A 21,659-nucleotide genomic window follows, 5' to 3' on the forward strand; every position below is an offset into this window, starting at 1 on the left:
CCTGTCTATAAACAGCACAGGTTTTTACGTGTTTTGCTACTTATTAGCTGCTTTATCAGCGCAAAAGGCTAGGTATGTGCCTGAGAAGTTGTCCTGTGCAAACAACCAGCATTTTCTAACAACATTGAGCAGCCTATCCTCCGCTCCCATGGATGGTGGTGCAGACCTTCGTAGAGGTGGTGACGCATAGCCATATCGGATTAAAGTGATGGCCTTTTGCTGCTCTATATCGCAGAGCTGAGCGTTCAGACCTGAGGGAATCGTTTATGCAGGATGCGGACTCGTTGAAGCCCGGCTTCATGATTATTCACGGCAATCGCTTGGACGATTTGCGTGAGCTAGCGGTAAGCTGGATGCAGCGCTACCCGTTGGCCCCGTTGGAAAATGAAGTCGTGCTGGTGCACAGCAACGGCATTGCTCAATGGTTGAAGCTGGCGCTGGCTGAAGATCCTAATAATGGTGGCTGCGGTATCGCCGCAGCGTTAGATGTGCAACTTCCTGCGCGTTTCCTGTGGCAGGCCTACCGGTCTGTATTGGGGGCCGAGACGACACCAGAGTCCTCCCCACTGGACAAGGCGGCACTGAGTTGGCGACTCATGCGCTTGTTGCCTCAATTGCTAAGTAAAACCAATTTCAGCAGTTTGCGGCGATTCCTTCAGGAGGATGACGATCAGCGCAAACTCTACCAACTCTCCGAGCGGCTGGCGGACCTGTTTGATCAGTATCAGGTCTATCGAGCCGATTGGCTGGAGGATTGGGCGGCCGGGCGTGATCAGCTAACGCACATCAAAGGTGGTGTGAAACCGCTGGATCCCGACAACCTGTGGCAGGCGGAGCTGTGGCGCGAAATATTGGCGGATGTAGGCGAGGGCGCTCTTGAGCAGAGCCGTGCCGGTGTTCACAAGCGTTTTGTCGCACGCCTGCGTGAAGCCGAGCAGCCCCCTAATGGTTTACCTCGGCGTGTGGTGGTGTTTGGCATTTCATCTATGCCGGCACAGGTTTTGGAAGCCTTGGCCATACTCTCGCGCTACAGCCAAGTGTTGCTGTGTGTGCACAACCCTTGTCGCCATCACTGGGGCGATATCGTCGCTGACAAAGACTTGTTGGGCCATGCCTATCGCCGTCAGCCAAACAGAAGTGCCTCTATGGCAACGAGCCAACATGGCCAGCCTTTGCTCGCCGCGTGGGGTAAGCAAGGTCGCGACTACATCAATTTGCTCGACCACTATGACGAGCCGACGAGTTATCGACACCTGTTCGAGGGCCTAAACGGCGGGCGTATCGACCTGTTCAATGACGAGCCACCTTCAAGCCTCCTAGGTCAATTGCAAAGCGACATTCTTGAATTGCGTCCTTTGGCTGAAACTCGCGAAGTGTGGGGCCCTGTCGATGTTGCAAAGGATCGTTCGGTACGCTTTCACGTGGTCCACAGTGCGCAACGTGAAGTGGAAGTGTTGCACGATCAGTTGCTCGCTCTCTTCAGTGCCAATCCTGAGCTAAGCCCACGTGATGTGATTGTGATGGTGCCGGACATCAATGCGTATGCACCGCATATCGAGGCCGTGTTCGGTCAGGTGCCGCGTCATGACCCTCGTTATCTGCCCTTTACCCTGGCCGACCAGGGGCAGCGTGGCCGCCAGCCATTGCTGATCGCCCTCGAACACTTGCTTAAACTACCCCGTAGCCGCTTCGCCGTCAGCGATATTCTCGACCTGCTGGATGTGCCGGCGCTGCGTGCGCGCTTCGGCATCAAGGAAGCGGATGTGCCGATCCTGCAGCGCTGGATCGACGGTGCCGGTGTGCGCTGGGGCCTCGATGCGCAGCAGCGCGAAAGCCTGGATATGCCTGCGGGCCTGGAGCAAAACACTTGGCGCTTTGGTATGCGCCGCATGCTGTTGGGCTACGCGGCCGGTCAAGGGCCTGAACTGAATGGAGTCGAGCCCTATGACGAGGTCTCTGGCCTGGAAGCTACACTGGCGGGACCTCTGTTTACCTTGCTCGATCACCTGGAAATTGCCCGTGAGGACCTGCAGCAGCCGGTCACGCCAGTACTCTGGGTCGAGCGCCTGCAATCGCTGTTGAAGGTGTTCTTCCGCCCGGTGGGGGATTCCGAAGAGTTGCTGGTCAACCAATTGCTCAAGCTGCTCGATGACTGGCTCCGCACTTGCGAGTCCGCGCAGTTCGCCGAGCCCTTGCCATTGAGCGTGATGCATGAGACCTGGCTTTCCGGCATAGAAGAGGGCGGCTTGTCGCAGCGGTTTCTCGCCGGTGCAGTGAACTTCTGCACGTTGATGCCGATGCGTGCGATCCCGTTTAAAGTGGTGTGCCTGCTGGGCATGAACGATGGTGACTACCCGCGTCAACAGTCTCCAGTCGACTTTGACCTGATGCGCAACGATTACCGCCCCGGTGACCGCTCCCGCCGTGAAGATGACCGCTACTTGTTGCTGGAGGCGCTGTTGTCGGCCCGAGAGCAGCTTTACGTCAGCTGGGTTGGCCGCAACATCCGCGACAATAGCGAGCGTGTACCCTCGGTGCTGATCGGTCAGCTGCGTGATCACCTGGCCAGTGGCTGGCGATCGGCGCCGCCTGGGTCGCTGCTGCATGCCTTGACCCAAGAACATCCGCTACAGCCTTTCAGCGCGGCCTACTTTGCCGACCATCCCGGGCCTGATGGACTGTTTACCTATTCCCATGAGTGGCGTGAGGTGCATGAGTCGCGGGCGGAGGAACTCTCGGTCGACGTATTGCCAAAGCTAGCGCAAGACACGCCATTGACCCTGCGCCAACTGGCTGGGTTTGTACGCGACCCCGTGGGGGCATTCTTCCAGCAGCGGCTCAAGGTCAATTTCGACAATGACGAATTGACCAGCCGTGACGACGAAACCTTTCAGCTCGACGGCCTTGAGAACTGGCAACACCAGGACCGACTCAGCCAGGCACTCAAGCGTTGGGTAGAAGAGGACTACCGACCTGAGGACGCGGTGGCCGAGCTTGATCTGCATGTGCAGCGTTTACAGCGTGAAGGCAAGTTGCCGCTGGGCGGCTTCGGCACGTTGAGCGCATCGGCATTGGCCGAGCCAGTGCCGGACATGCTGGAGCGTTATCACGCGCAGTTGCAGGCGTGGCCGGAAATCGAGGAGGGCCAGACCGCCGCGACGATCGCGGCGCACGAACCGACCCCTGGATTGGGTGACTGGCTGGGTGGCATTCGCCGCAATGCCCAAGGTGAGCGAGCCTACTTGCAGCTGGACAGCAAGAAGCTATGCAACGACGACAGTTGGCGCTGGCACAACCTGGTTCGCCCCTGGGTGCGCCATCTGGCATTGCAACTGAGTGAACCGGGCTGCACCACGATTCTGGTCAGCTTGAACGGGGACGTAGTGTTCCGGCCAATGCCGACGCAACAGGCGCAGGAACAGTTGCAGTCGCTGCTCGACGCCTGGGTGGCGGGCATGCGTGAGCCGCTGCCGGTCGCCTGCAAAAGCGCATTCGCCTGGCTCGAGGAAGTGGGGGGAGGCGGGAAAGACAGCGACGCGACTTCCGAGAAAGCCCGCGAGACGTTCGATGGGGGCTACATGCGCACTGGAGAGGCGGACAGCTCTTTCGCCTTGCGCCGTGCCTACGCTGACTTCGATCAGCTGTGCGCCTCCGGTCATTTCGCCTCATGGGCCACGCGCCTGTATGGCGGACTGTTCAATCATCTTTCTTCGAGCCGCGCAGGGAGCGACCAATGAAACCGTTGAGTCTCAACCCCCTCGACTTTCCCTTGCATGGCAGCCGATTGATCGAGGCGAGTGCCGGTACTGGCAAAACCTTCACCATCGCCTTGTTGTATGTGCGTCTTGTGCTTGGTCATGGAGGTGAAGCCGCCTTCAAGGACCTGCTGACACCACCGCAGATTCTGGTCGTAACCTTCACTGATGCGGCGACTCAAGAACTGCGCGACCGTATTCGTGCGCGTTTGACCGGAGCGGCACAGTGCTTTCTGGAACCTGAGCGCGAACACGACAAGCTGCTGCAGCAACTGCGTGCCGAGTACCCGCCGCAGGAATGGCCCGATTGCGCGCGTCGGCTGCAACTGGCGGGTGAGTGGATGGATGAAGCGGCTGTCTCGACCATCCATGGCTGGTGCTATCGGATGCTGCGTGAGCATGCCTTCGACAGTGGCAGCCTGTTCACCCAGACACTGGAAACCGACCAGAGCGAGTTACTGGCCGAGGTGGTCAGGGACTATTGGCGTCGGCATTTCTATGAATTGCCGGTGGAGCAGGCCCGAGCCATCGGTGATTGTTTCAAAAGCCCGCAGGAACTGGGGGATGCACTTGGTTCGTTGCTGGCGCGACGGGATGCGACCTATCAATACAACACCCAGCCCCTTGAAGCCCCAGGCTCGTTGCAGGCGTTACTTCAAGAACCGGGTGAATGGTACGGAGCAGTCGGCGAACTGGAGCGTAACGCTCGAAAGCTTTGGCTTGAGCATCAGAACGAACTCGAGGAGGTGTTGCGCAGCATTCGTCCGCACATGAGTGGCAATACTTACAGAAAAATCAAACAGGATGACGTCTTCAACGGTCTCCTGAACAAACTGGCGCAGTGGTCCAGGGGGCAACCGGCACCGCACAACGTACACGCCTTCGGTCAGACAGGCATAACACTGAATGGAAAGGCCGTGGCACCTGAGCATCAGGCGTTCAAGGCGATCGATCTATGGGTCGAACAGCGTGATGCGAAAGTCGATATTCGGGCTCAGTTGCTGCTGCACGCCTTGCATGAAGTGCGTGAGCGCTTTGATGAAGAAAAGCGCCGCCGTGCCGAAATCGGCTTCGATGACCTGCTCAATCGTCTTGACCAAGCCTTGCAAGGCCCGTCCGGCCCTCGTCTGGCCGAGACCATTCGCAAGCAGTACCCGGTCGCCCTGATCGATGAATTCCAGGACACCGACCCGGTTCAATACCGGATCTTCGAAACCATTTACCGCATCCCGGACAACCTGGATGACTGCGGCCTGTTCATGATCGGCGACCCGAAACAGGCGATCTATTCATTCCGTGGCGCGGACATCTACACTTACCTCCAGGCGCGCGAGGCGACGGCTGGCCGTCATTACACGCTGGGGACCAACTATCGCTCCACCAAGGCGATGGTCGACGCGGCCAACCACTGCTTCCGGTTCGCTGAAGCCCAGCCTCGCGGCGCATTTCGGTTTGCCACAGAAGACCAGGGCAACCCGGTCCCATTCAACAGTGTCCAGGCCAATGGGCGTGACGATGTGTTGCAGATCAAAGGGACGGATCAACCGGCCTTGACCTTCTGGCAGCTGGAAACCGAGGGCGTGGTCAATAACGCCACCTACTTGCGCAAAGCCGCTGAAGCCTCGGCATCGGCGATTCAGGCCTGGCTTGATCCCGCGGCAACCGAGCGTTCGGGTTTGCTGAAAGAGAATGGTGAATTCGTCGCCTTGCGGCCCGCCGATATCGCCATTCTGGTACGTAATCGCAAGGAAGCCGAAGCCATCCGCAAGGCCCTGGCGCATCGACAGCTGGCCAGTGTCTATCTCTCCGACAGGGACTCGGTCTTCGAAAGCGAAGAGGCCAGAGACCTGTTGTATATCCTGCGAGCGTGCGCTCAACCCACCAGTGACCGGCTGGTGCGTGCGGCCATGGCGACCCGCAGCGTCGGGCTGACATGGCAGACCCTGGAGCAATTGAATCAGGATGAGTTGTTCTGGGAACAACAGGTTTTGCTGTTCCGCGATTTTCGGGTGTTGTGGCAACAACAAGGCGTGCTGCCGATGCTGCGAAAGCTACTTGCCACGTTCAAGGTGCCGGCCCGTTTACTTCTGGAAGATCAGGGTGAGCGGCGCTTGACCAACCTATTGCATCTGGCCGAATGGTTGCAACGCAGCGCAGCCGAACTCGATGGCGAGCATGCGTTGATCCGCCACCTGGCCGAGCAGGTCGATGGCCAGAGCGAAGAAGAAATTCTGCGCCTGGAAAGCGATTCGGACCTGATCAAGGTCATCACCGTGCACAAGTCCAAGGGCCTGGAATACCCATTGGTGCTGCTGCCGTTTGCCTGTAGCGCCAGGGCGATCGATGGCCGAAGCACAACACCGCCCATGTTCCACGACGACAAGGGTCTGGTGATCGAGCTGATCAAGGGCGATCTGGCCAAACCGGCACAGGCGCTTGCCAACAATGAGCGCATGGGCGAAGAGATGCGCCTGCTCTACGTTGCCCTGACGCGAGCCCGTTACGCCACCTGGATCTGTGTGGCGCCTCAGGGCTCCAGGGCAGGAGGCACATCGACGGATCTGCACAAGGCCGGATTGGGCTACATGCTGGCGGGTGAGAAGCCGATCGCAGCGGCGCAACTGCCTGGCGTGGTCGAGGGCTTGGCTAGCGGCTGCACGGACATTGCGGTGTGCGCAGCGCCGGTGCCGTCCGACGATGTGCATGCGGCACCAGCGCCACCGCCGGTGGGGCCGGCATTGCGACCCTTACACAAGCTAGCGGCAAACTGGTGGATTGCCAGTTACTCCGCCTTGGCCATTGCTGACGGCAATGTCCTGATGGGGGCAGAACTGGGTGTCAGTCTTGAGCCTGCGACCGCGCTGGAAGCCAATTTGCAGGAACAAGACGAAGCTGAGACCTTGCCTGCAGGGGCCGGGATTCACGGTTTTCCTCGAGGGGCGGGCCCGGGCACCTTTTTGCACGGATTATTCGAATGGGCCGGCCGCGAAGGCTTCGCCAAGGCTGCTGGTAATCCTGAAACCCTGCATAACACCGTTGCCCGGCGCTGTAATCTGCGCGATTGGGAGACCTGGATCGAGCCTCTGTCCGATTGGCTGGGCAGCTATCTGAATGCGCCACTGCGATTCAACGGTACCCAGTGCAAACTATCGACCCTAAGCACCTATCAGGTAGAGATGGAGTTTTGGTTTTCCAGTCGCGCGGTGAACGTTCAGCGCCTTGATGCGCTGGTGCGGCAATACACGTTGGGTGGTGCACCGCGTCCCGTACTGGCCGCCAATGAGTTGAACGGCATGTTCAAAGGCTTCATCGACCTGACGTTTGAATATCAAGGTCGCTACTACGTAGCGGACTACAAATCCAACTGGTTGGGCAGCAACGATCAGGCCTACGACGCCGAGGCGATGGTCGCGACGATGCTGGACAAGCGTTACGACCTGCAGCTGTGCCTGTATCTGCTGGCCTTGCATCGCCAGCTCAAGCTGCGTCTTCCTGGTTATGACTATGAACAGCACATGGGCGGGGCGTTGTATCTGTTCGTCCGTGGCCACCAGGCACCGACTCAAGGGGTTCATTTCGAAAGGCCACCGCGGCAATTGATTGAACAGCTGGACCAACTCTTCATGGGGCAACACGCGGAGGCCAGCGTATGAGCCAGACCCTTAAGCAACTCAGCAACAGCCAGCGCTACGTTGACCAGCCGGCGGTGCTCATAGGTGATGCCAGCGGCACGGAGCTGCTGCATCAACTGGACAATTGGGTGAGCCGTGGCTGGTTGCGCGCGCTGGATCGTTCGTTCGCCACCTTCATTCTTGAGCAGGACCCCCAGGCCAAAGCCAGTGTGTTGCTGGCCGCCGCGATGACCAGTCACCAACTGGGGCGCGGGCATTCCTGCCTGGATCTGGCCGCCACGTTGCACGCCCCGGACTTTGTGTTGTCGTTGCCACCTGAAGGCGAGGAGGGCAGCCAGCTACCGTCACAGTGGTTGCTAGGCCTGGACATCACCCAGTGGCGCCAGGCGCTAACCTTGAGCCCGCTAGTGGAGGACCGGGACGGGCTACAGCGCTTCCCGGAACGGCCGCTGGTGTTGACCGGGCAGCGCCTATACCTGCGTCGTTACTGGAACTACGAGCGCAGCATTGCCCAGGCGCTGAGTACCCGCTTGAGCGTGGACGCGGTAACACCGGAAAAACTTTCCAGTCGGCTCGATGCCTTGTTCCCTGACACCTTCGAAGTTAACGGTGAGCGCCGCAGCGACTGGCAAAAAATTGCCTGTGCGCTGGCGGCACGAGGCAATTTCAGTGTCATCACCGGCGGCCCCGGCACCGGCAAGACCACTTCAGTCGTGCGCTTGCTGGGGCTGCTGCAAACCCCCGCCGTGGAGGATGGAAAACCGCTGCGCATTCGGCTCGCCGCACCCACCGGCAAAGCAGCGGCACGCTTGTCCGAATCCATCGGCAAGGCCGTCCGTGAGTTGCCTGTGAGCGCCCCGGTGTGCGAGGCGATTCCGACCGATGTTTCTACTTTGCACCGATTGCTGGGCAGCCGACCGGATTCGCGAAACTTCATTCACCACCGGGATAAGCCGCTGGAACTGGATGTATTGGTGGTCGACGAGGCGTCGATGATCGACCTGGAAATGATGGCCTGCCTGCTCGATGCTTTGCCCCGTCAGGCCCGCTTGATCCTGCTGGGTGACAAGGATCAGCTGGCGTCGGTGGATGCCGGTTCGGTGTTGGGCGACCTGTGTCGTGATGCCGAAGCTGGCGGCTACAGCGAGCAGACCATGGCATGGTTGAAGACCCACAGTGGTGAGGCAGTCAGCGCGCCGGGATTTCAAACGGCGGTCGGTCTGGGCGATCCGCTGGCCCAGCAAACCGTGATGTTGCGCTACTCCCGGCGTTTCGACGCCGAGCAAGGGATTGGGCGTCTGGCGAAGCTGGTCAATGAGAAAACTGCTGTTGAAGCACGAGGTCTGCTCGATCAGCAATTAGCGCAGTTGTTCAACCTCAAGTTGCGAGGCGAGCACGATGCCACGCTCACCGATTTGATTATCAACGGTAAAGGCGATGCCCCTGGCTATCGTCATTACCTTGAGCAGCTACGAGACCAGCGTCCCGGGAGCGACACTGCCTGGGACGATGGACGCTGGGCCGCTTGGGCCGGCAAAGTGTTGACCGCATTCGATGAGTTTCGCCTGCTCTGCGCACTGCGTCGCGGGCCATGGGGCGTTGAGGGGCTGAACCAGCTTGTCGCCGCCGAACTGCGCCGCTGCGAGCTGTTGTCCGGAGATCAGGGCTGGTACGAAGGGCGGCCGGTACTGGTCACCCGCAACGACTACAGCCTGAACTTGATGAATGGTGACATTGGTATCGCCGTCTGGGTGCCGGGTCCTTCGGCAGAACGGGTGCTGCGCGTGGCCTTCCCGCGAAACGATGGCAGCGGCGGCGTGCGCTTCGTGATGCCGAGTCGGTTGGTGGAGGTTGAGACCGTCTTCGCCATGACGGTGCACAAGTCCCAGGGTTCAGAGTTCAATCATACGACTTTGGTGTTGCCCGATGCGCTGAACCCTGTGCTGACCAAGGAGCTGTTGTACACCGCCATCACTCGTGCCAAGCAATGGTTCAGTCTGGTCGAAGCAAGCCCAGGGGTGTTTGAAGGAGCGGTGAGTCGCAATGTGCAGCGAACCAGCGGGCTGGCGCTGCAACTGCAGGATGAACTGGCAAAACTTCAACGCACCTGAGTGGGTGCATTCAGGCATTTGTAGCCAGGGTACTGCGCTTCAGCGGTGACCTTTGCCATGGTAGAGGTCACCGCCTGAACCGTGATGGTAAAGTTGGCTTGGGGGCCTGCTGTAGCGACCACACGTTGCATGAAGGCTTTGTAGGTTTTCATGGGTTCAGGCTCTGGTTAAGGGTGTTAAGCCTTCACTGTGATGATCAGCCACGACAGGATGTGTCGAGATGCGTCTGCGACACAAAGTGACGTCGGCATTTCGATAATGGGACCTATCGAGATGATCAACCAGAAGGCTGTACGAATGAGCCCTGACAAAAAAATGCTCCAGTTCCTGAACGCCCTGTTACCCGAAGCCGAGTGCATGCGGTTTGTTGAGTCGCGGTCACCATGCATTGCGGATGCAGACATTGGAATGCCGTCCTTAAGAGTGCTGAAAGCGCCTGTCGACGGCAAGCTTGCGTACCTCATGTTCAAGGCCGCGAGCCCCCTGGCCACTATGGCTGATCCCGCTTTGCTGCGCATTCTGTATCGTTCGCTACGCGATGACGCGCTCGCTTCAGACCCAGATGCGCTCAATGATCTCGGCTGGCTATGGATCAACGGTCGTCGCGTCCCTTTCAATAGCGTCCTCGCTCGGCGGTTGTTCAAACTTGCGTATGTACTGGGATCCGGTGAGGCGGCATTCAATCTTGGCGAGCAAGCCTGGTACGGTCGAGGCATGTGCGTTAACCAGGACCTTGCGGCCAGTTACTACGAACAGGCTTATGAACGCGGTGTCATGTGCGCGGCGCAAGCGCTTGGGCGTCTGTATGAAAAAGGAATGGATGGCCAGGCACCAGACTTTGCCAAGGCAACGCACTGGTACCGGCTGGCCGCCGGAGCTGCGCATGCGTCAGGAGATAAATGCTATGGGTTTTGAGAGTTGGGCATCGATGGCAATGCTGGGGCTGATCCTTTCGGTGCTGGTTGCGCTGTATGCGCGATGCGGCAAAACCTGGCGGTTACTCAGCTATTGGCATGTCACGACGCAGGAGCGTCAAACGCGCGCGAATTGGCATGCCGAGGAAAATCGCGAGCTCAAATCGGCGCTGCGAGCGGAAAAGGCTCATGTGGAACAGCTACAGCGCAAGGTAGAAATTCTGCAGGCCTTGCTGCCTGTGGCGTAATCCGAGCGGGACAGAGGAGTAATGACATGCCCATTAGACCAAGACCCTTCACATTTGTCTGTGGCAATTGTGGCTGGAAGAAAACGGTCGCGCCCCTCAGTGATGCCCTTGGACCGGGGGATTGGTGCGATCGATGTGAGAAATGTGGAAACGAAGCGCTAACCTTGCACCCGGCCAACATGATTGATCGTACGTTGGCTGAATGGTTTGGCCGGTTACGAAGGTAGGAAGAGGTCATGATCGAATTCCAGGGGCAGCGTTTGCGCGATGCGTCCCATGTGGTCGTATTTACTGGAGCGGGCGTTTCCGCAGAGAGCGGCATCCCGGCGTTCCGCGACGCCATGACCGGTTTGTGGGCGCGTTTTGATCCTGCTGCGCTGGCAACTGCCGACGCCTTTCGCAATGATCCGGCGCTGGTGTGGGGACGGTATGAATGGCGACGCTCAAACGTTCTCGCCGCCAAACCGAACCCCGCCCATTTGGCTATTGCCGAGCTCGCTCGGCTAGTCACCAGGCTGACGGTCATAACTCAGAATGTCGATGATCTGCATGAGCGAGCGGGTTGTCATGGAGTGATTCATTTGCACGGTAGCCTCCACTCGCCGCGCTGCTTTGCGTGTGCCCGGCCGTATGAGCAGGGCACGAGTACGTTGAATGAACCTGAAGACGGACGCAGGATCGAACCGCCATGCTGCCGACATTGCAACGGCAAAGTGCGGCCGGGCGTGGTCTGGTTCGGTGAGTCGCTACCGGAGCAGGAATGGCGCGAAGCGCTGACGGCTGTCAGAGGTTGTGATCTGCTGCTTTCGGTGGGGACTTCGGGGGGTACAGCCAGCGGCGCAAATTCCCCAGGTAGCCAGGGAACACGGCGCTGTAGTTGTGCATCTTAACCTGCAGCGAGAATCGGTCCAGGGAGTAAAGGAGTTCAGTCTCGTCGGCAAAGTGGCGGAAATAGTGCCGCGGTTGCTTGCTCAGGCAAACGGATAACGGGTGTCATGGGTGCTCGGTGAACGGCTTAACGAGCACCTTGTCTACCGAACATGGGCTTGCTCGAAGCCCACAACCCATCTTCTATCGCCTGGACGACGGCCCCGTTGGTCTGGTTGCTGAATCTCCAGGCCCGGATAAACAACTCGCCCTCCCGGTCTGGCAGCCAATGGCAGAGTTGCATGGCGTAGGTGCCCCTATGGCCGAAGCCCAAGTGTTGTTTGATCCGCGCATCCAGACTGGCGGAGCTTCCGACATACAGCAGGCGTGACACCGGATTCAGGCGGCAATACGCCCGATCATTCTTCCGCGCGTCCTTGGCCTCTGCAAATGCCAGGTAGAGGTCTTCGGGTGCATCGTCTTCGACTGAAAACTGATAGATGTAGCGCGCTGCAGGCGAGGACCACTCCTTGAGTGTAATCAATGCCTGAGCTGGATAGCCGTTGCGGATCTGGCCGAAAGCAATACGCACATCATGGCAGCTATCGACTTTTGCTCCTTCGACATTTTCAGCCAGTTCGCGAAGATTGCCGGCGATGTCTGTCAGCGTGGATTGAATTAGCATGTTTTCTACCTTTGGCAGCGGGCGTTGGTGGGCAGCACGGGCTGATTACAGTGAGCTGTCGACAGGTTCATACGCCGCTGCGGCACGGCGCAATGTATCGCCCACTTGCTGGCGCAGCGCGAGCGGCTCCTGCACCACCAACGAGTCGCCCAACGACAAAATCCACCAGTGCAGTTGCCAGGTATTGGTTACCGTCGCTTGAACCTTGAAACCATCCGACAGCGGCTCAAGCACCATGTCCGTGCTCAAAGGTGTCTCTCGAATCAGTCGAGCCTGGTGATCACTCACCCAAGCTTCGAAGCGGATTTTCTCGGGTTTGCCGAACTGCAAAGCGTCGGTGGCAAGGTAGGTTTGCAGCTCGAACGAATCCAGCCCCTGGCATGACGTCTCGAGCGCTGTTACCGCGCGAAAGCGATGCACCGCGAATTGACGGACGTCGGTATAAGGTGCGGCGGTGGCGATGAGATAGGTGATCAACCCGCGCTGGACAATGGCCAAGGGGTTGAGAGTCAGTTCGCTGATTTTGTCATTGTGCGCCGAGTAGTACTGACAGTGAACCTGCTGCTCGCTGATTAGGGCGTGCTGCAGTGCTTCCAGGGTTTCTGCCTGGATTTCCGGAGCTCGAAGATTGAAATCCGGCCGAACGCTCGCAACTTTGTCGGGCCAGCGGGCAGCGGGGTTGCCGTCTTCGAGGCCTTTGAGTTTTTGCCGGGCATGCTCGAAGCGCGGTTCCAGCACGCTCAACATGCTGCCCGGAAGTAGCGGGCGCACTGCATCTTCGACCAGCGCCAGACTGACGGCTTCAGTCAGGGTGATGCCCTGCAACTCGACGCTCACGCCCGGTTTCCAATACCAACCGAATGGCGTTCCACCATCGTTGCACTGCAATGGAAACACTATAGACAGGTCACGCAGGTCGCGCTCGATGCTGCGGCGGCTTATGGAGTAGCCTGCGGCCGTCAGGCGGGTCAGCAACTCACTCACTGTGATACCAGGGGCGCGTTTGGGCAACTGTTGCAGCAGCTCCCATTGACGACTCAACGCGGTATGGGTCTTGGCTGAAGGCAAGAAAAATCATCCTTGTATTGTTGAAGCTGGCCTGTGGCCAGCGAATTTGCCGGGTTGTCTGCCTATCGGCGACAACCCGGCAACCTTTAGTTTGGTTAATGTATAAAGCCGATTGGGCGCTGCTGCCCGGCGGATTTGAGTCGACACTCGGCCAGCAACGCCCCCGCCAGCTCATCGGCACTGGTGAATGGCTTGAAACGCCCTCGGCGTGCCACTGCCGCAAAGTCACCCGGGGTCAGACGCGCCTCACCTCGCAAGCGATTGGCGGCGCTGTGGTGCGGGTCTTTCAAGGCTAGCGCTTTTAAGTGTGCGGCAAACAACGCCTGGGCCTGGGCGGTGACCAGATAGCCGAAATGCACCTTCAGATCGAAGCGCCGCAAGGAAGCCTCGTCCAGGTCTCGGATCAGGTTGGTCGAAGCAATGAACAGCCCTTGATAGCTCTCCATTTGCGTGAGCATTTCATTGACCGCAGTCACCTCCCAGCTCTGCCGCGCCTTGCGCCGGTCCTGCAAAAAACTGTCGACTTCATCGAGTAGCAGCACTGCATCTTCCTGCTGCGCGCGCTCGAAGGCGCCCGCCAGATTCTGCTCAGTCATTCCGACATAGGGTGATACCAGGTCGGAGACGCGCTTGATCATCAACGGCTTGCCCAACTCCTGCGCCAGCCATTGGCCAAAGGCAGTTTTGCCAGTGCCTGGCGGACCGTAGAAGCACAGGCGTGCCTGGGGATGGACACGTAGTCCGTCAATCAGACCGTCAAGAGCATGGTCTGCGTTGATCCATTGTGGAGAGTAGAAGGTGGGCAAGCCGCTACCGCCGTCATGTTGCAGCTTCTCGAGACCCTGTGCTTTCAACGTACCGTCGACGATGCAACGGATCGTCGTGTCCAGCGTCTTGCTCGCGCGGTTTCCTAAGCTGCGGCCTACTCGCACGGCTCGCTCCAGCACCGCCGGTGTCACCTGTTCATGGGCGCTGAGATGCTCTATCAACTGATCACTCAACTTGCCCCCGCCACACTCACGGAGCATCTGCTTGCGCTGCGCCAAGGGCGGGTTGGGGATCTCGATAACCAGATCGAAGCGACGTATATGTGCCGCGTCGATAGCCTCAATGCTATTGCTCAACCAGAAACACGGCAGCGCATTCTCCTCCAGTATGCGATTGATCCAACCCTTCTGCGAGCGACTATGAGCGTCGGTGCTGGCGGTTTGAAAAATGTCTTCGATCTCATCCAGTACGAGCAGGGCCCGTTGCGAGCGCAGCACGCTGTTGGCCGCACGCAGGGAGCACAGGCGCTGTTTGGCCTGTACGGGATCACCCTCGCTATCGGTGCAGGCCACTTCATAAAGCGCGCTGTTCAGGCTCTTGGCGAGCAGTCGACTGAGCTGAGTCTTGCCGGTGCCTGGCGGACCATAAAGCAGAATGTTCACGCCTTGACGGCCCTGCGCCAAGGCTTTGGCCAGGTAGCGTTCAGCGATGTTCAGTGGCTGTTTGATGTGTCGGTAGTGTTCCAGGCTCAGGCTGCCTGGCGGACTCAGGCGGAAGGCATAAGCAAACAAATCCAGCGATGTACCCTTGCTGAATCGCAGCAGTCCGGGAAGCTCCTGATTGCTCACCGATAACATCGAGCTCAGTGCTGTTGAGGCGCGGGAATTGCTCCCCACCTCCAGCAAGCCCGCCCGGATCAGGGGGCTATTATTCGCGAGGCAGGCCTCGACCTCGGGGAGTTGCAGGCCCAACAATACCGCGAGGACTTTTATGGCACGGTTGAATCCCACCATGCCCAACTGATCGGTAGCATCACAGAGCACCGGGTCGATATGCATCAGTACGCAGAAACCCAGTACCCGCAACTCTGCCTCTTCCAGTCCCAACAATGTCCCTAATGCCTCCAAATTGCTCTCCAGGCGATCCGGGTAGGGTGTATCCGGATTGCTTGCCTCGAAAGCGCGAGCGGCTCTACGCAGGGCCGACAAGGCCTGCGGTGGGCTGTACTCGTCTCGCTCTACCCATTTGGCCAGGCCAACCTCACGGGCCAGATCATCATCGTTGAACCCGTGTCGACTGATTAAATTCCGATGCCCCCCCAGGTCTAGCAGCAGTTGGAAACTCCACTTCAGCGAGAGTGCACAAGTGTCGGCAGCGCGGCGGCTGTCGTGGGCGAAGGGGGTAAGGCGGGTTCCCATGCTGAATGTCCTGATGCTGTGGAGGCGACAGGATGGGGCGAGGGGTGGTCAGAATGTGTCGTTGTAATTGAGGTCAGTGAAGATTCAGGTTCGACACAATCTGTCGTGCCTGAATCTTAGTCTGGAATCCACAAAATGAATCAGAGAGAGATGGGCAATGTTAAAGAACGTACTGGCAATCGTGGGTTTGGTCGTGGTGCTCAAAAAGAGCTTTGATCTTTACCACAAGTACAAGCAGATGGAGCGAGAGAACGATGTCTGGCGCAAGGCAGCCAGTGGCAGGGATTGATTAACCCTGACACTCAGGACTGCACGACCGGATAGCAGGCGTCCCCCCAGAGCGTATCGGGATTTTCCAGCATCAGATGGATAATCAATGGCACCAGCTTGCCGAGTAGTTTGCCGCAATCGCGCAATTGTGGTCGGTTGATACTGCTATCCCAGGTCGCACCGCCATGCATGATTTGATTGCGCAAGGTGTAGATGCGATTGAAAAGCACCGCAAGTACATCGGCGGTATCGCGTTGTGCCAGGGCAGACTGCGCTCTGCGTCGGCCGTCGGCGAAACGCTCGCTCCATTGTTGCTCGGTGATCTTGCCGTTCTGGTGATCCCAGAAGCTCTGGAAAACATATGGGTTATCCAGCAGCACGCGGATGCTTCCCGAGAACTCGGACCAGACCAGTTTCTCTATCTGCCGTTCGCGATCCAGATCGCAAAGCTTGCGCAGAAAGGCGCGGAAGGTTTCCTGTTCGGATAGCCGATAGTTCTCGTCGATGTCAGTTGCGTAAGCGGCGTTGAACGCAATCCATAGGAACACGAAACGACCGTCCGGATCATCAGCTTGTTCGGCGCGTTGCAACCAGCTCAAGGACCGGTGCACACGCAATGTCAGGTTGACGTGATGGTTGTCGCGTTCAAGTCTGTGACGCGCCTTGAGGGTTTGGTAATCCATGAGGCTGACTCTGCAGGAGGGATGGAGTGGGGGCATGGTTCAGGGGCATGCCATGACGCTGATGGTTGCATCTGTTCATGTTGAAGCCTTACTCCCAAACGGTACCGAAGTAAGGCTTCCACTTAAATCAGGAAAACCACTGCTTCAATGTTTCCTTTGCCTTGGCCACATGTTCGGCCTTGATATGGCTAGCGGTCGCTGCCAACGCTGCGCACAGCACGCCGATGTCGTCGGAGTAGCCCACGATTGGCGTGATGTCGGGAATGACGTCGATCGGAGAGATAAAATAGCCGAGTGCACCATAGATGGTGGTTTTTGCCCAGGTCGGGGTATCTGAGTCGGTTGCGGCGTAGTACATCTTCAGCGCCGGTTCCAGTGCCGCCTCGCCGGCGGATTTCGCATAGTTTTTAACTTTGTCCCAGAACGAGTCGTCTGAGTAATCCTTTTCAAATGCGCTGTCTGACATGGTGTGCTCTCTACGGTTTTTTGGTTTAGACAAGGTTTGTGCAATTAATAGGGACGCTGAAGCGGTTTTCGCCAAACCCGCTTCACAACTTGAGCTCCCTCCATTCATAGCCGTTGTACTTTTCCCAGACTGCAGCGTTCTCAAAGTGCAGGTACACCCGCCACTCATCGGGATTGACCTGAATTTCTCCACCTATACGGGCGCAGTTACCGAATTCTGCGCGTAGAAAGCTCTCCAGTTGCTGAAAAAACGCATCGGGCAACTTGGAACTGCCGGAGACGTAGCAAGACGATCCATTGGCGAAAATGCTGCAGGGTTGAACGCTTGACCATAGCGTTGCTGTTGCCTGGTCGGGATGTTTCTTAATCCATTCCAGAGCGAACCGATGAAGCAGGACATGCCAGTTTCCGTCGGCGTACTCGCCTTCAATCCCCCACATATCGATTGTCAGGAACAAGGTGGGCTGCTTCGAGCGTTTCTGTGACGGATAGAAGGACTCATGCATGGGGATATCTCTCACTGGTTCAGATGTAAAACAAGACGAGTAAATGTTGAACATCCCCACGACATATTGTGTCGCGCGCGACATCTGGATTGCATGGGCGCTCGCGTGCAGCAATTATCGTGAAGTCAGCCGAATTGACGCCTGTCGTTCCGTGACAAGGGAAGGGGGGGGTTAGGAAAGGTGCGAGGGACGGATAAATCAGAGCTGCTACAGACATTCGCAACTTCCTTGTGCGTATAGGCGTTCGTGGCTACGAAGAGAGATCCACTGCACGATATCGGCATGAGTCCAGCAAGCTTTAATGGAAACTCGTGTTTACGAAGATGGTAGCGTCAATGCCGGTTCATGTTTGATAAGACAGGCTTTTTGGATATGGGTTACCAGATTTTTTGCTTTCTATTTGCAAGTCAAAGCAGACCTAAAGCTGACGTGTACAAGACTATGGCATTTTGCTAGCGTGCTTGGCCATGCGTAAGCAGCAGTATTGGCTTCGCTTTGAGTTTGTTGGCTTCATGCGTCCCCCACCAGGCAGGTCGCAGGTTTACTAAGTGGCTGGGCTTTGCGCGTCTGCGGTTGCAGCGGCTGTTCGGTTTTTGATGGCTGGGACCGCCGAGGTGTCCGAGTGTGTTGCTGAATGAGTTTCTGACTGAGTATGACGATAGTCTTGGCAGTGAGCTGAATATCGATCCGTTGGGGTTGCAGGTGATTTGGTCGGCGTTCGGCCAGCAGATTTTTCAGAACCGGATCAGCTCGATCTCCAACGATATCCGCAACTACACTTTGAATCTGTTCAATCACTGGTTGATCAAGAACCTGATTGATGACGACTCGGTCGCGTTAGGCAATGGGTTGAAAAAAATCTACGGCGGCAAAAATGATCTGAACTTTAAGCATGCTTGCCTGGTGTACCTAGAAAATCTGTACGTCTATAGCGTCATCGCTCATCAAGACATTGCTGGCCTGGAAAGCACCGGTGTGCTGGGAATTAGCAAGGCGCGATGCAGGTGGTATGAACGCAGCGGGAACCCTCGGCTTTCGTTTAGCCATAACAGCGAGGCTCAGGTACTGGTTCGTCAAACCATGCTTGGTGTGAGCGGTCGCTATAAAACTCCGCTGGTGGAGATGGGTTTTTTCGATCGTCAGTATCACTACAGTTTGCCGACGGCCGCACCGTTGTGGAAAAGCGCAGAGACACTGTTCAAGGGTGTCCCGACACTCTCCCGCCTTTACCACTTACTGCGCCTGCACCTACGGGAATTACTGGCGAGCAACAGTGGCGAGCCGAAGCGGGATTTTTCCGACATACCCACGACGCTCACGCTGGCTCTGATTGAGGCCTTTCCTTCTTCGGCGGTTGTCGGCACCAGGACTTGCGACTTCTGGCTCTCCATCACGGAGCTGGATCAAGGCGCACCGGGAGCGTTGTACAAGGTGCTCTCACCCGCCAATCGCGGCGAGGGGCTCAGCAGCTCATCCGCTGCCGCCGTGTTTGAGAAGGCGGTGAAGCAACCGCTGTCGCTAAAAGCGCAGGGCAAGCTTGAACACGTGCGCCTACTTGAGCCTTTACTAGGCGAGCTGGATCTGTTGTTCAACCTGATGCTGGCCGAGAAGTCCCAATCCTTGAAAGAGGTTCAACGACGCTGGGAGGCCCTCGGCCGTAATGCCGCCACCCTGAAATCCTATGCCGACCCCATTGAAGAGAACGTAGCGATGTCTTCAGTGCTTTCGGCAACCGGACAATCACGACTGAATCGCTTGCTGATATTGGCCCGGCAGGGTGACGCGCCGGCCCAGATATGCACATTGCTGAACTACCATGCGCAAGTCATGGAAAGCCGCGGGCAGTCGCCGTGGCTGACATTGGTCAATGGCGCGCAGCTCAAGCTACATGTACGGCCACGGGCCGAGCCGACCCTCGCCGACAGGCCGTTGGGTTGTTGGGTGCATCAGTATTATATTCCTCAGTTTCGTCATTTGCTCGGCGGCTTGCAGGGAGTAGCTGCATGAAGCTACTCGATGCCTTCAAGCAGCAGTTGGAGGAACTGGGCGAAATACGCCGGGTCTGGCTGACTACCTTCAATCTGAATATCGGTTTTGTCGAAACTTACCTGCTTCCGGCAGTGCTGGGCATGGATCAGCCCCGCAATCGCATGGACTACGAAAGCTTCCAATCGTATCTAGTAGAAAAAGACATCGATTTTCGGATTTTCTGCGACAAACGCATGCTGGGGGCCGAGCAGTACAAGCGTACGGCCATCCATGTTCATTGCGTGTCAGCGCGCGCATTCAGTGAAGACGATGGCTTCACAGACCAGACACTATTTCATCCGAAAGTCATCTACCTGGAGAGCAAGTCGGGACAGATGGTGTTAGGCGCGGGCAGTGCCAACCTGACTGTCGGTGGCTGGGGGCGTAATCAGGAGGTGTTCACTTTTCATCAGGTCTGCAATGTCGGTCAATACAAACAGATAAAAACTTTTTTCAATGCATTGATCGAACCGTGGGAGTTGACGTTCAATTGGCCCGACAGACGCTTTGCGAACAACGGTTCCGATTGGCAGTTCGTGCACAGCTTTGACCGAGACACTTTTCTCCAACGACTCATGGCGCAGGACAGGATCTCTTCGTTGCAGGTGTGGTCACCTTACCTGGCGGCGGACCTGCCCGATCTACTGGCTCGACTTCAGCAAGTGTCGGGCAATCCCAGGTTGAAGGTGGCACTGGTCGCGGACCGGCTTGAGGGCCGCTACTTCCGAACGCCTTGGAGCGAAGCACTGGCAACGAGTATTGACGATGAGAGCCTGGCTTTTCATCACAACCCTTCCTTTCGCCATAACCTCGTCGAAACAACTCACGCCAAGGCATGGTTGTTTCGCTCAACCAAGGGTTGCCGCCTGGCGATCGGCTCGTGGAATTTCACGCACGCAGGTACCAGCAGTTTCGAACATCGCAATATCGAAGCGGGTATCGTACTGAACTACAAGCGCAACGCAGACATGCTTGGAGACCCCATCGATGTCACCGAGGCTGACTTTGCCAGCGATCAGTTGTTGCTAGAGGACAGCCTGACCCTTCCAGAGGAACTGCCATTCGACCTGAACGTGCATTACGACTGGAAGAGGGCCTGCTTTACGGTGACGGGCCATTGGTGCGCAAACAAACCCAATAGTGATTATTGGTTGAAGCTGCCGGGTGTGAACGAACCGATGCCCCTGCACTGGAGGACACGACGTCAGGGTGGAACCTTTTCGCTGACGCCGATCGAGCGGATTACCCCGGATAACGAGGCAATGCTGGCGGATCACAGCTACAGCATTCTTCTGCGAAACCAGACTCCTCCGGTCTATCGGGGGATTATTGTTGAAAGTGGTCAGTCTTTCCGGCGTGCGCAAGGTTTCGAGTCGCTCAAGGATTTGCTCGACAGTTTGGTCACTCAAATTGATCCGCAGAGCGATAACAATACGGTGCTCCGCGCGTGCCTGCGTACAGGTGCCGGGCCGGATGAAGACCTGCCGATACCTTCGGCCTCTATCGAACATGACGCGTTGTCTTATTTCCGACTGTTCCAAGCGATTGAGCACTTTCGGGAGCGCCTTAAGGCAGCCACGGAAACGGTACAGCTGGAGAAGTGGCTTTTCGGCTATCCAGGTTGTCTGCAGGAGCTGGCGGCCAAAACGCGCCAGCAACTTCAAGGAAGTCAACCCAGCGTGTTCAACTGGTTTCTCGCACAGGAAGTCAACTCGCTTTATGGCCAGGCAGTGCGGTCATACCGGAGCAATGAGCGCCGCAACCCTGCACAGACATTGTGGTCGACATTGCGAGTAGTGCCGCCAAAATTGCCGCAGGGATTGGAAAAGCATCTGGGCTATCTTCGTTGCGTCGAAAAGGAATGTGACTATGCGCCGCAGTGAGTGGGGGGGCTTGAAGCCAGAACAGGTCGCGGACTGGATCAACTTCGACGCGACTGATCGCGACTGGCATTACGCAAGCAGCGAGCGTATTTCAATGCCGGCGCGTCAGGCCGAAGGCGTCGCTGGTTTGTGGAACAAACTGTCTATGCACAACGTGGCACTGCTGGCCGATGAGGTCGGCATGGGCAAGACGTTTCAGGCGCTAGGTATAATGGCGCTGCTATGGAAACTGAAGCCCTCTGCCCGGGTGCTGGTTATGGCACCCAATCGGGACATTTGCCATCACTGGGCGCGGAATATGCGGCCTTCCTACGCGACCATTACCGGGGCGGTGAGCATTTGACCAGCGATGCGCCCC

16 protein-coding genes and 1 pseudogene are annotated in these 21,659 nt (G+C 57.6%); 10 read left to right on the plus strand and 7 right to left on the minus strand.

The genetic code is table 11. The features are described 5' to 3' along the window. Positions 1 to 266: 266 nt before the first annotated feature. The 3 genes from recC to recD are packed head-to-tail and all read left to right on the plus strand — an operon-like array spanning position 267 to position 9,498. A complete protein-coding gene (gene recC, locus APH41_RS18335) occupies positions 267 to 3,737 on the plus strand; it encodes an exodeoxyribonuclease V subunit gamma (protein WP_054920541.1) in 3,471 nt (1,156 codons plus the stop codon). Further along, positions 3,734 to 7,408, plus strand: a complete 3,675-nt coding sequence (gene recB / locus APH41_RS18340) for an exodeoxyribonuclease V subunit beta (protein WP_054920543.1) — start codon at positions 3,734 to 3,736, stop codon at positions 7,406 to 7,408. Before recC ends, recB begins: the two co-directional genes overlap by 4 nt. Then, positions 7,405 to 9,498 (plus strand): exodeoxyribonuclease V subunit alpha, encoded by a 2,094-nt coding sequence (gene recD / locus APH41_RS18345; protein WP_054920545.1) that lies wholly within the window; start codon positions 7,405 to 7,407, stop codon positions 9,496 to 9,498. The genes recB and recD overlap by 4 nt, the downstream gene beginning before the upstream one ends. Here recD and APH41_RS29085 read toward each other — a convergent pair. Beyond that, positions 9,486 to 9,650 (minus strand): hypothetical protein, encoded by a 165-nt coding sequence (locus APH41_RS29085; RefSeq protein WP_177333579.1) that lies wholly within the window; start codon positions 9,648 to 9,650, stop codon positions 9,486 to 9,488. The genes recD and APH41_RS29085 overlap by 13 nt on opposite strands. Before the next feature lie 121 nt (positions 9,651 to 9,771). Here APH41_RS29085 and APH41_RS18350 point away from each other — a divergent pair, with 121 nt between their 5' ends. The 3 genes and pseudogenes from APH41_RS18350 (at position 9,772) to APH41_RS28335 (ending at position 11,647) form a co-directional block, all read left to right on the plus strand. After that, complete coding sequence (locus APH41_RS18350; protein ID WP_156359067.1) at positions 9,772 to 10,413, plus strand: tetratricopeptide repeat protein; 642 nt, start codon at positions 9,772 to 9,774, stop codon at positions 10,411 to 10,413. Next, positions 10,403 to 10,660 (plus strand): hypothetical protein, encoded by a 258-nt coding sequence (locus APH41_RS18355; RefSeq protein WP_054920550.1) that lies wholly within the window; start codon positions 10,403 to 10,405, stop codon positions 10,658 to 10,660. Before APH41_RS18350 ends, APH41_RS18355 begins: the two co-directional genes overlap by 11 nt. A gap of 236 nt (positions 10,661 to 10,896) precedes the next feature. Then, positions 10,897 to 11,647 (plus strand): annotated as a pseudogene (locus APH41_RS28335) (NAD-dependent deacetylase). Positions 11,648 to 11,675: 28 nt separating this feature from the next. On the opposite strand, the gene APH41_RS18360 reads toward APH41_RS28335, so the two are convergent. The 3 genes from APH41_RS18360 to APH41_RS18370 all read right to left on the minus strand — a co-directional run bounded on the left by APH41_RS18360 (position 11,676) and on the right by APH41_RS18370 (position 15,466). After that, the gene (locus APH41_RS18360; RefSeq protein ID WP_054920553.1) at positions 11,676 to 12,212 is read right to left on the minus strand and encodes a GIY-YIG nuclease family protein; all 537 of its coding nucleotides are present in this window, start codon (positions 12,210 to 12,212) and stop codon (positions 11,676 to 11,678) included. A 45-nt stretch (positions 12,213 to 12,257) separates the two neighbouring features. Continuing rightward, entirely contained in the window at positions 12,258 to 13,280 is a 1,023-nt protein-coding gene (locus tag APH41_RS18365) for a YafY family protein (protein WP_054920555.1), read from the minus strand. A 95-nt stretch (positions 13,281 to 13,375) separates the two neighbouring features. Further along, on the minus strand, positions 13,376 to 15,466 hold the full coding sequence (locus APH41_RS18370; protein ID WP_054920557.1) for an AAA family ATPase: 2,091 nt from the start codon (positions 15,464 to 15,466) through the stop codon (positions 13,376 to 13,378). Between the two features lie 157 nt (positions 15,467 to 15,623). Here APH41_RS18370 and APH41_RS29465 point away from each other — a divergent pair, with 157 nt between their 5' ends. Next, a complete protein-coding gene (locus tag APH41_RS29465) occupies positions 15,624 to 15,755 on the plus strand; it encodes a hypothetical protein (RefSeq protein ID WP_256220333.1) in 132 nt (43 codons plus the stop codon). 13 nt (positions 15,756 to 15,768) lie between these two features. On the opposite strand, the gene APH41_RS18375 is transcribed toward APH41_RS29465, so the two are convergent. The 3 genes from APH41_RS18375 to APH41_RS18385 all read right to left on the minus strand — a co-directional run bounded on the left by APH41_RS18375 (position 15,769) and on the right by APH41_RS18385 (position 17,390). Next, the gene (locus APH41_RS18375; RefSeq protein WP_054920560.1) at positions 15,769 to 16,419 is read right to left on the minus strand and encodes a HEPN domain-containing protein; all 651 of its coding nucleotides are present in this window, start codon (positions 16,417 to 16,419) and stop codon (positions 15,769 to 15,771) included. Between the two features lie 127 nt (positions 16,420 to 16,546). After that, a complete protein-coding gene (locus tag APH41_RS18380) occupies positions 16,547 to 16,885 on the minus strand; it encodes a YkvA family protein (RefSeq protein WP_054920563.1) in 339 nt (112 codons plus the stop codon). A gap of 82 nt (positions 16,886 to 16,967) precedes the next feature. After that, positions 16,968 to 17,390, minus strand: a complete 423-nt coding sequence (locus APH41_RS18385) for a hypothetical protein (protein ID WP_054920565.1) — start codon at positions 17,388 to 17,390, stop codon at positions 16,968 to 16,970. A 624-nt stretch (positions 17,391 to 18,014) separates the two neighbouring features. Here APH41_RS18385 and APH41_RS18390 point away from each other — a divergent pair. From APH41_RS18390 to APH41_RS29205, 3 genes are read left to right on the plus strand one after another with little or no spacing between them, the layout of a single operon-like run. Next, positions 18,015 to 19,397, plus strand: a complete 1,383-nt coding sequence (locus tag APH41_RS18390; protein ID WP_054920567.1) for a hypothetical protein — start codon at positions 18,015 to 18,017, stop codon at positions 19,395 to 19,397. Beyond that, the gene (locus APH41_RS18395) at positions 19,394 to 21,301 is read left to right on the plus strand and encodes a hypothetical protein (RefSeq protein WP_054920569.1); all 1,908 of its coding nucleotides are present in this window, start codon (positions 19,394 to 19,396) and stop codon (positions 21,299 to 21,301) included. Before APH41_RS18390 ends, APH41_RS18395 begins: the two co-directional genes overlap by 4 nt. Beyond that, complete coding sequence (locus tag APH41_RS29205) at positions 21,288 to 21,644, plus strand: SNF2-related protein (protein ID WP_256220334.1); 357 nt, start codon at positions 21,288 to 21,290, stop codon at positions 21,642 to 21,644. The genes APH41_RS18395 and APH41_RS29205 overlap by 14 nt, the downstream gene beginning before the upstream one ends. Positions 21,645 to 21,659: the final 15 nt, after the last annotated feature.

The organism is Pseudomonas sp. NBRC 111138 (assembly GCF_001320835.1).
Lineage (GTDB): Bacteria > Pseudomonadota > Gammaproteobacteria > Pseudomonadales > Pseudomonadaceae > Aquipseudomonas > Aquipseudomonas paracarnis.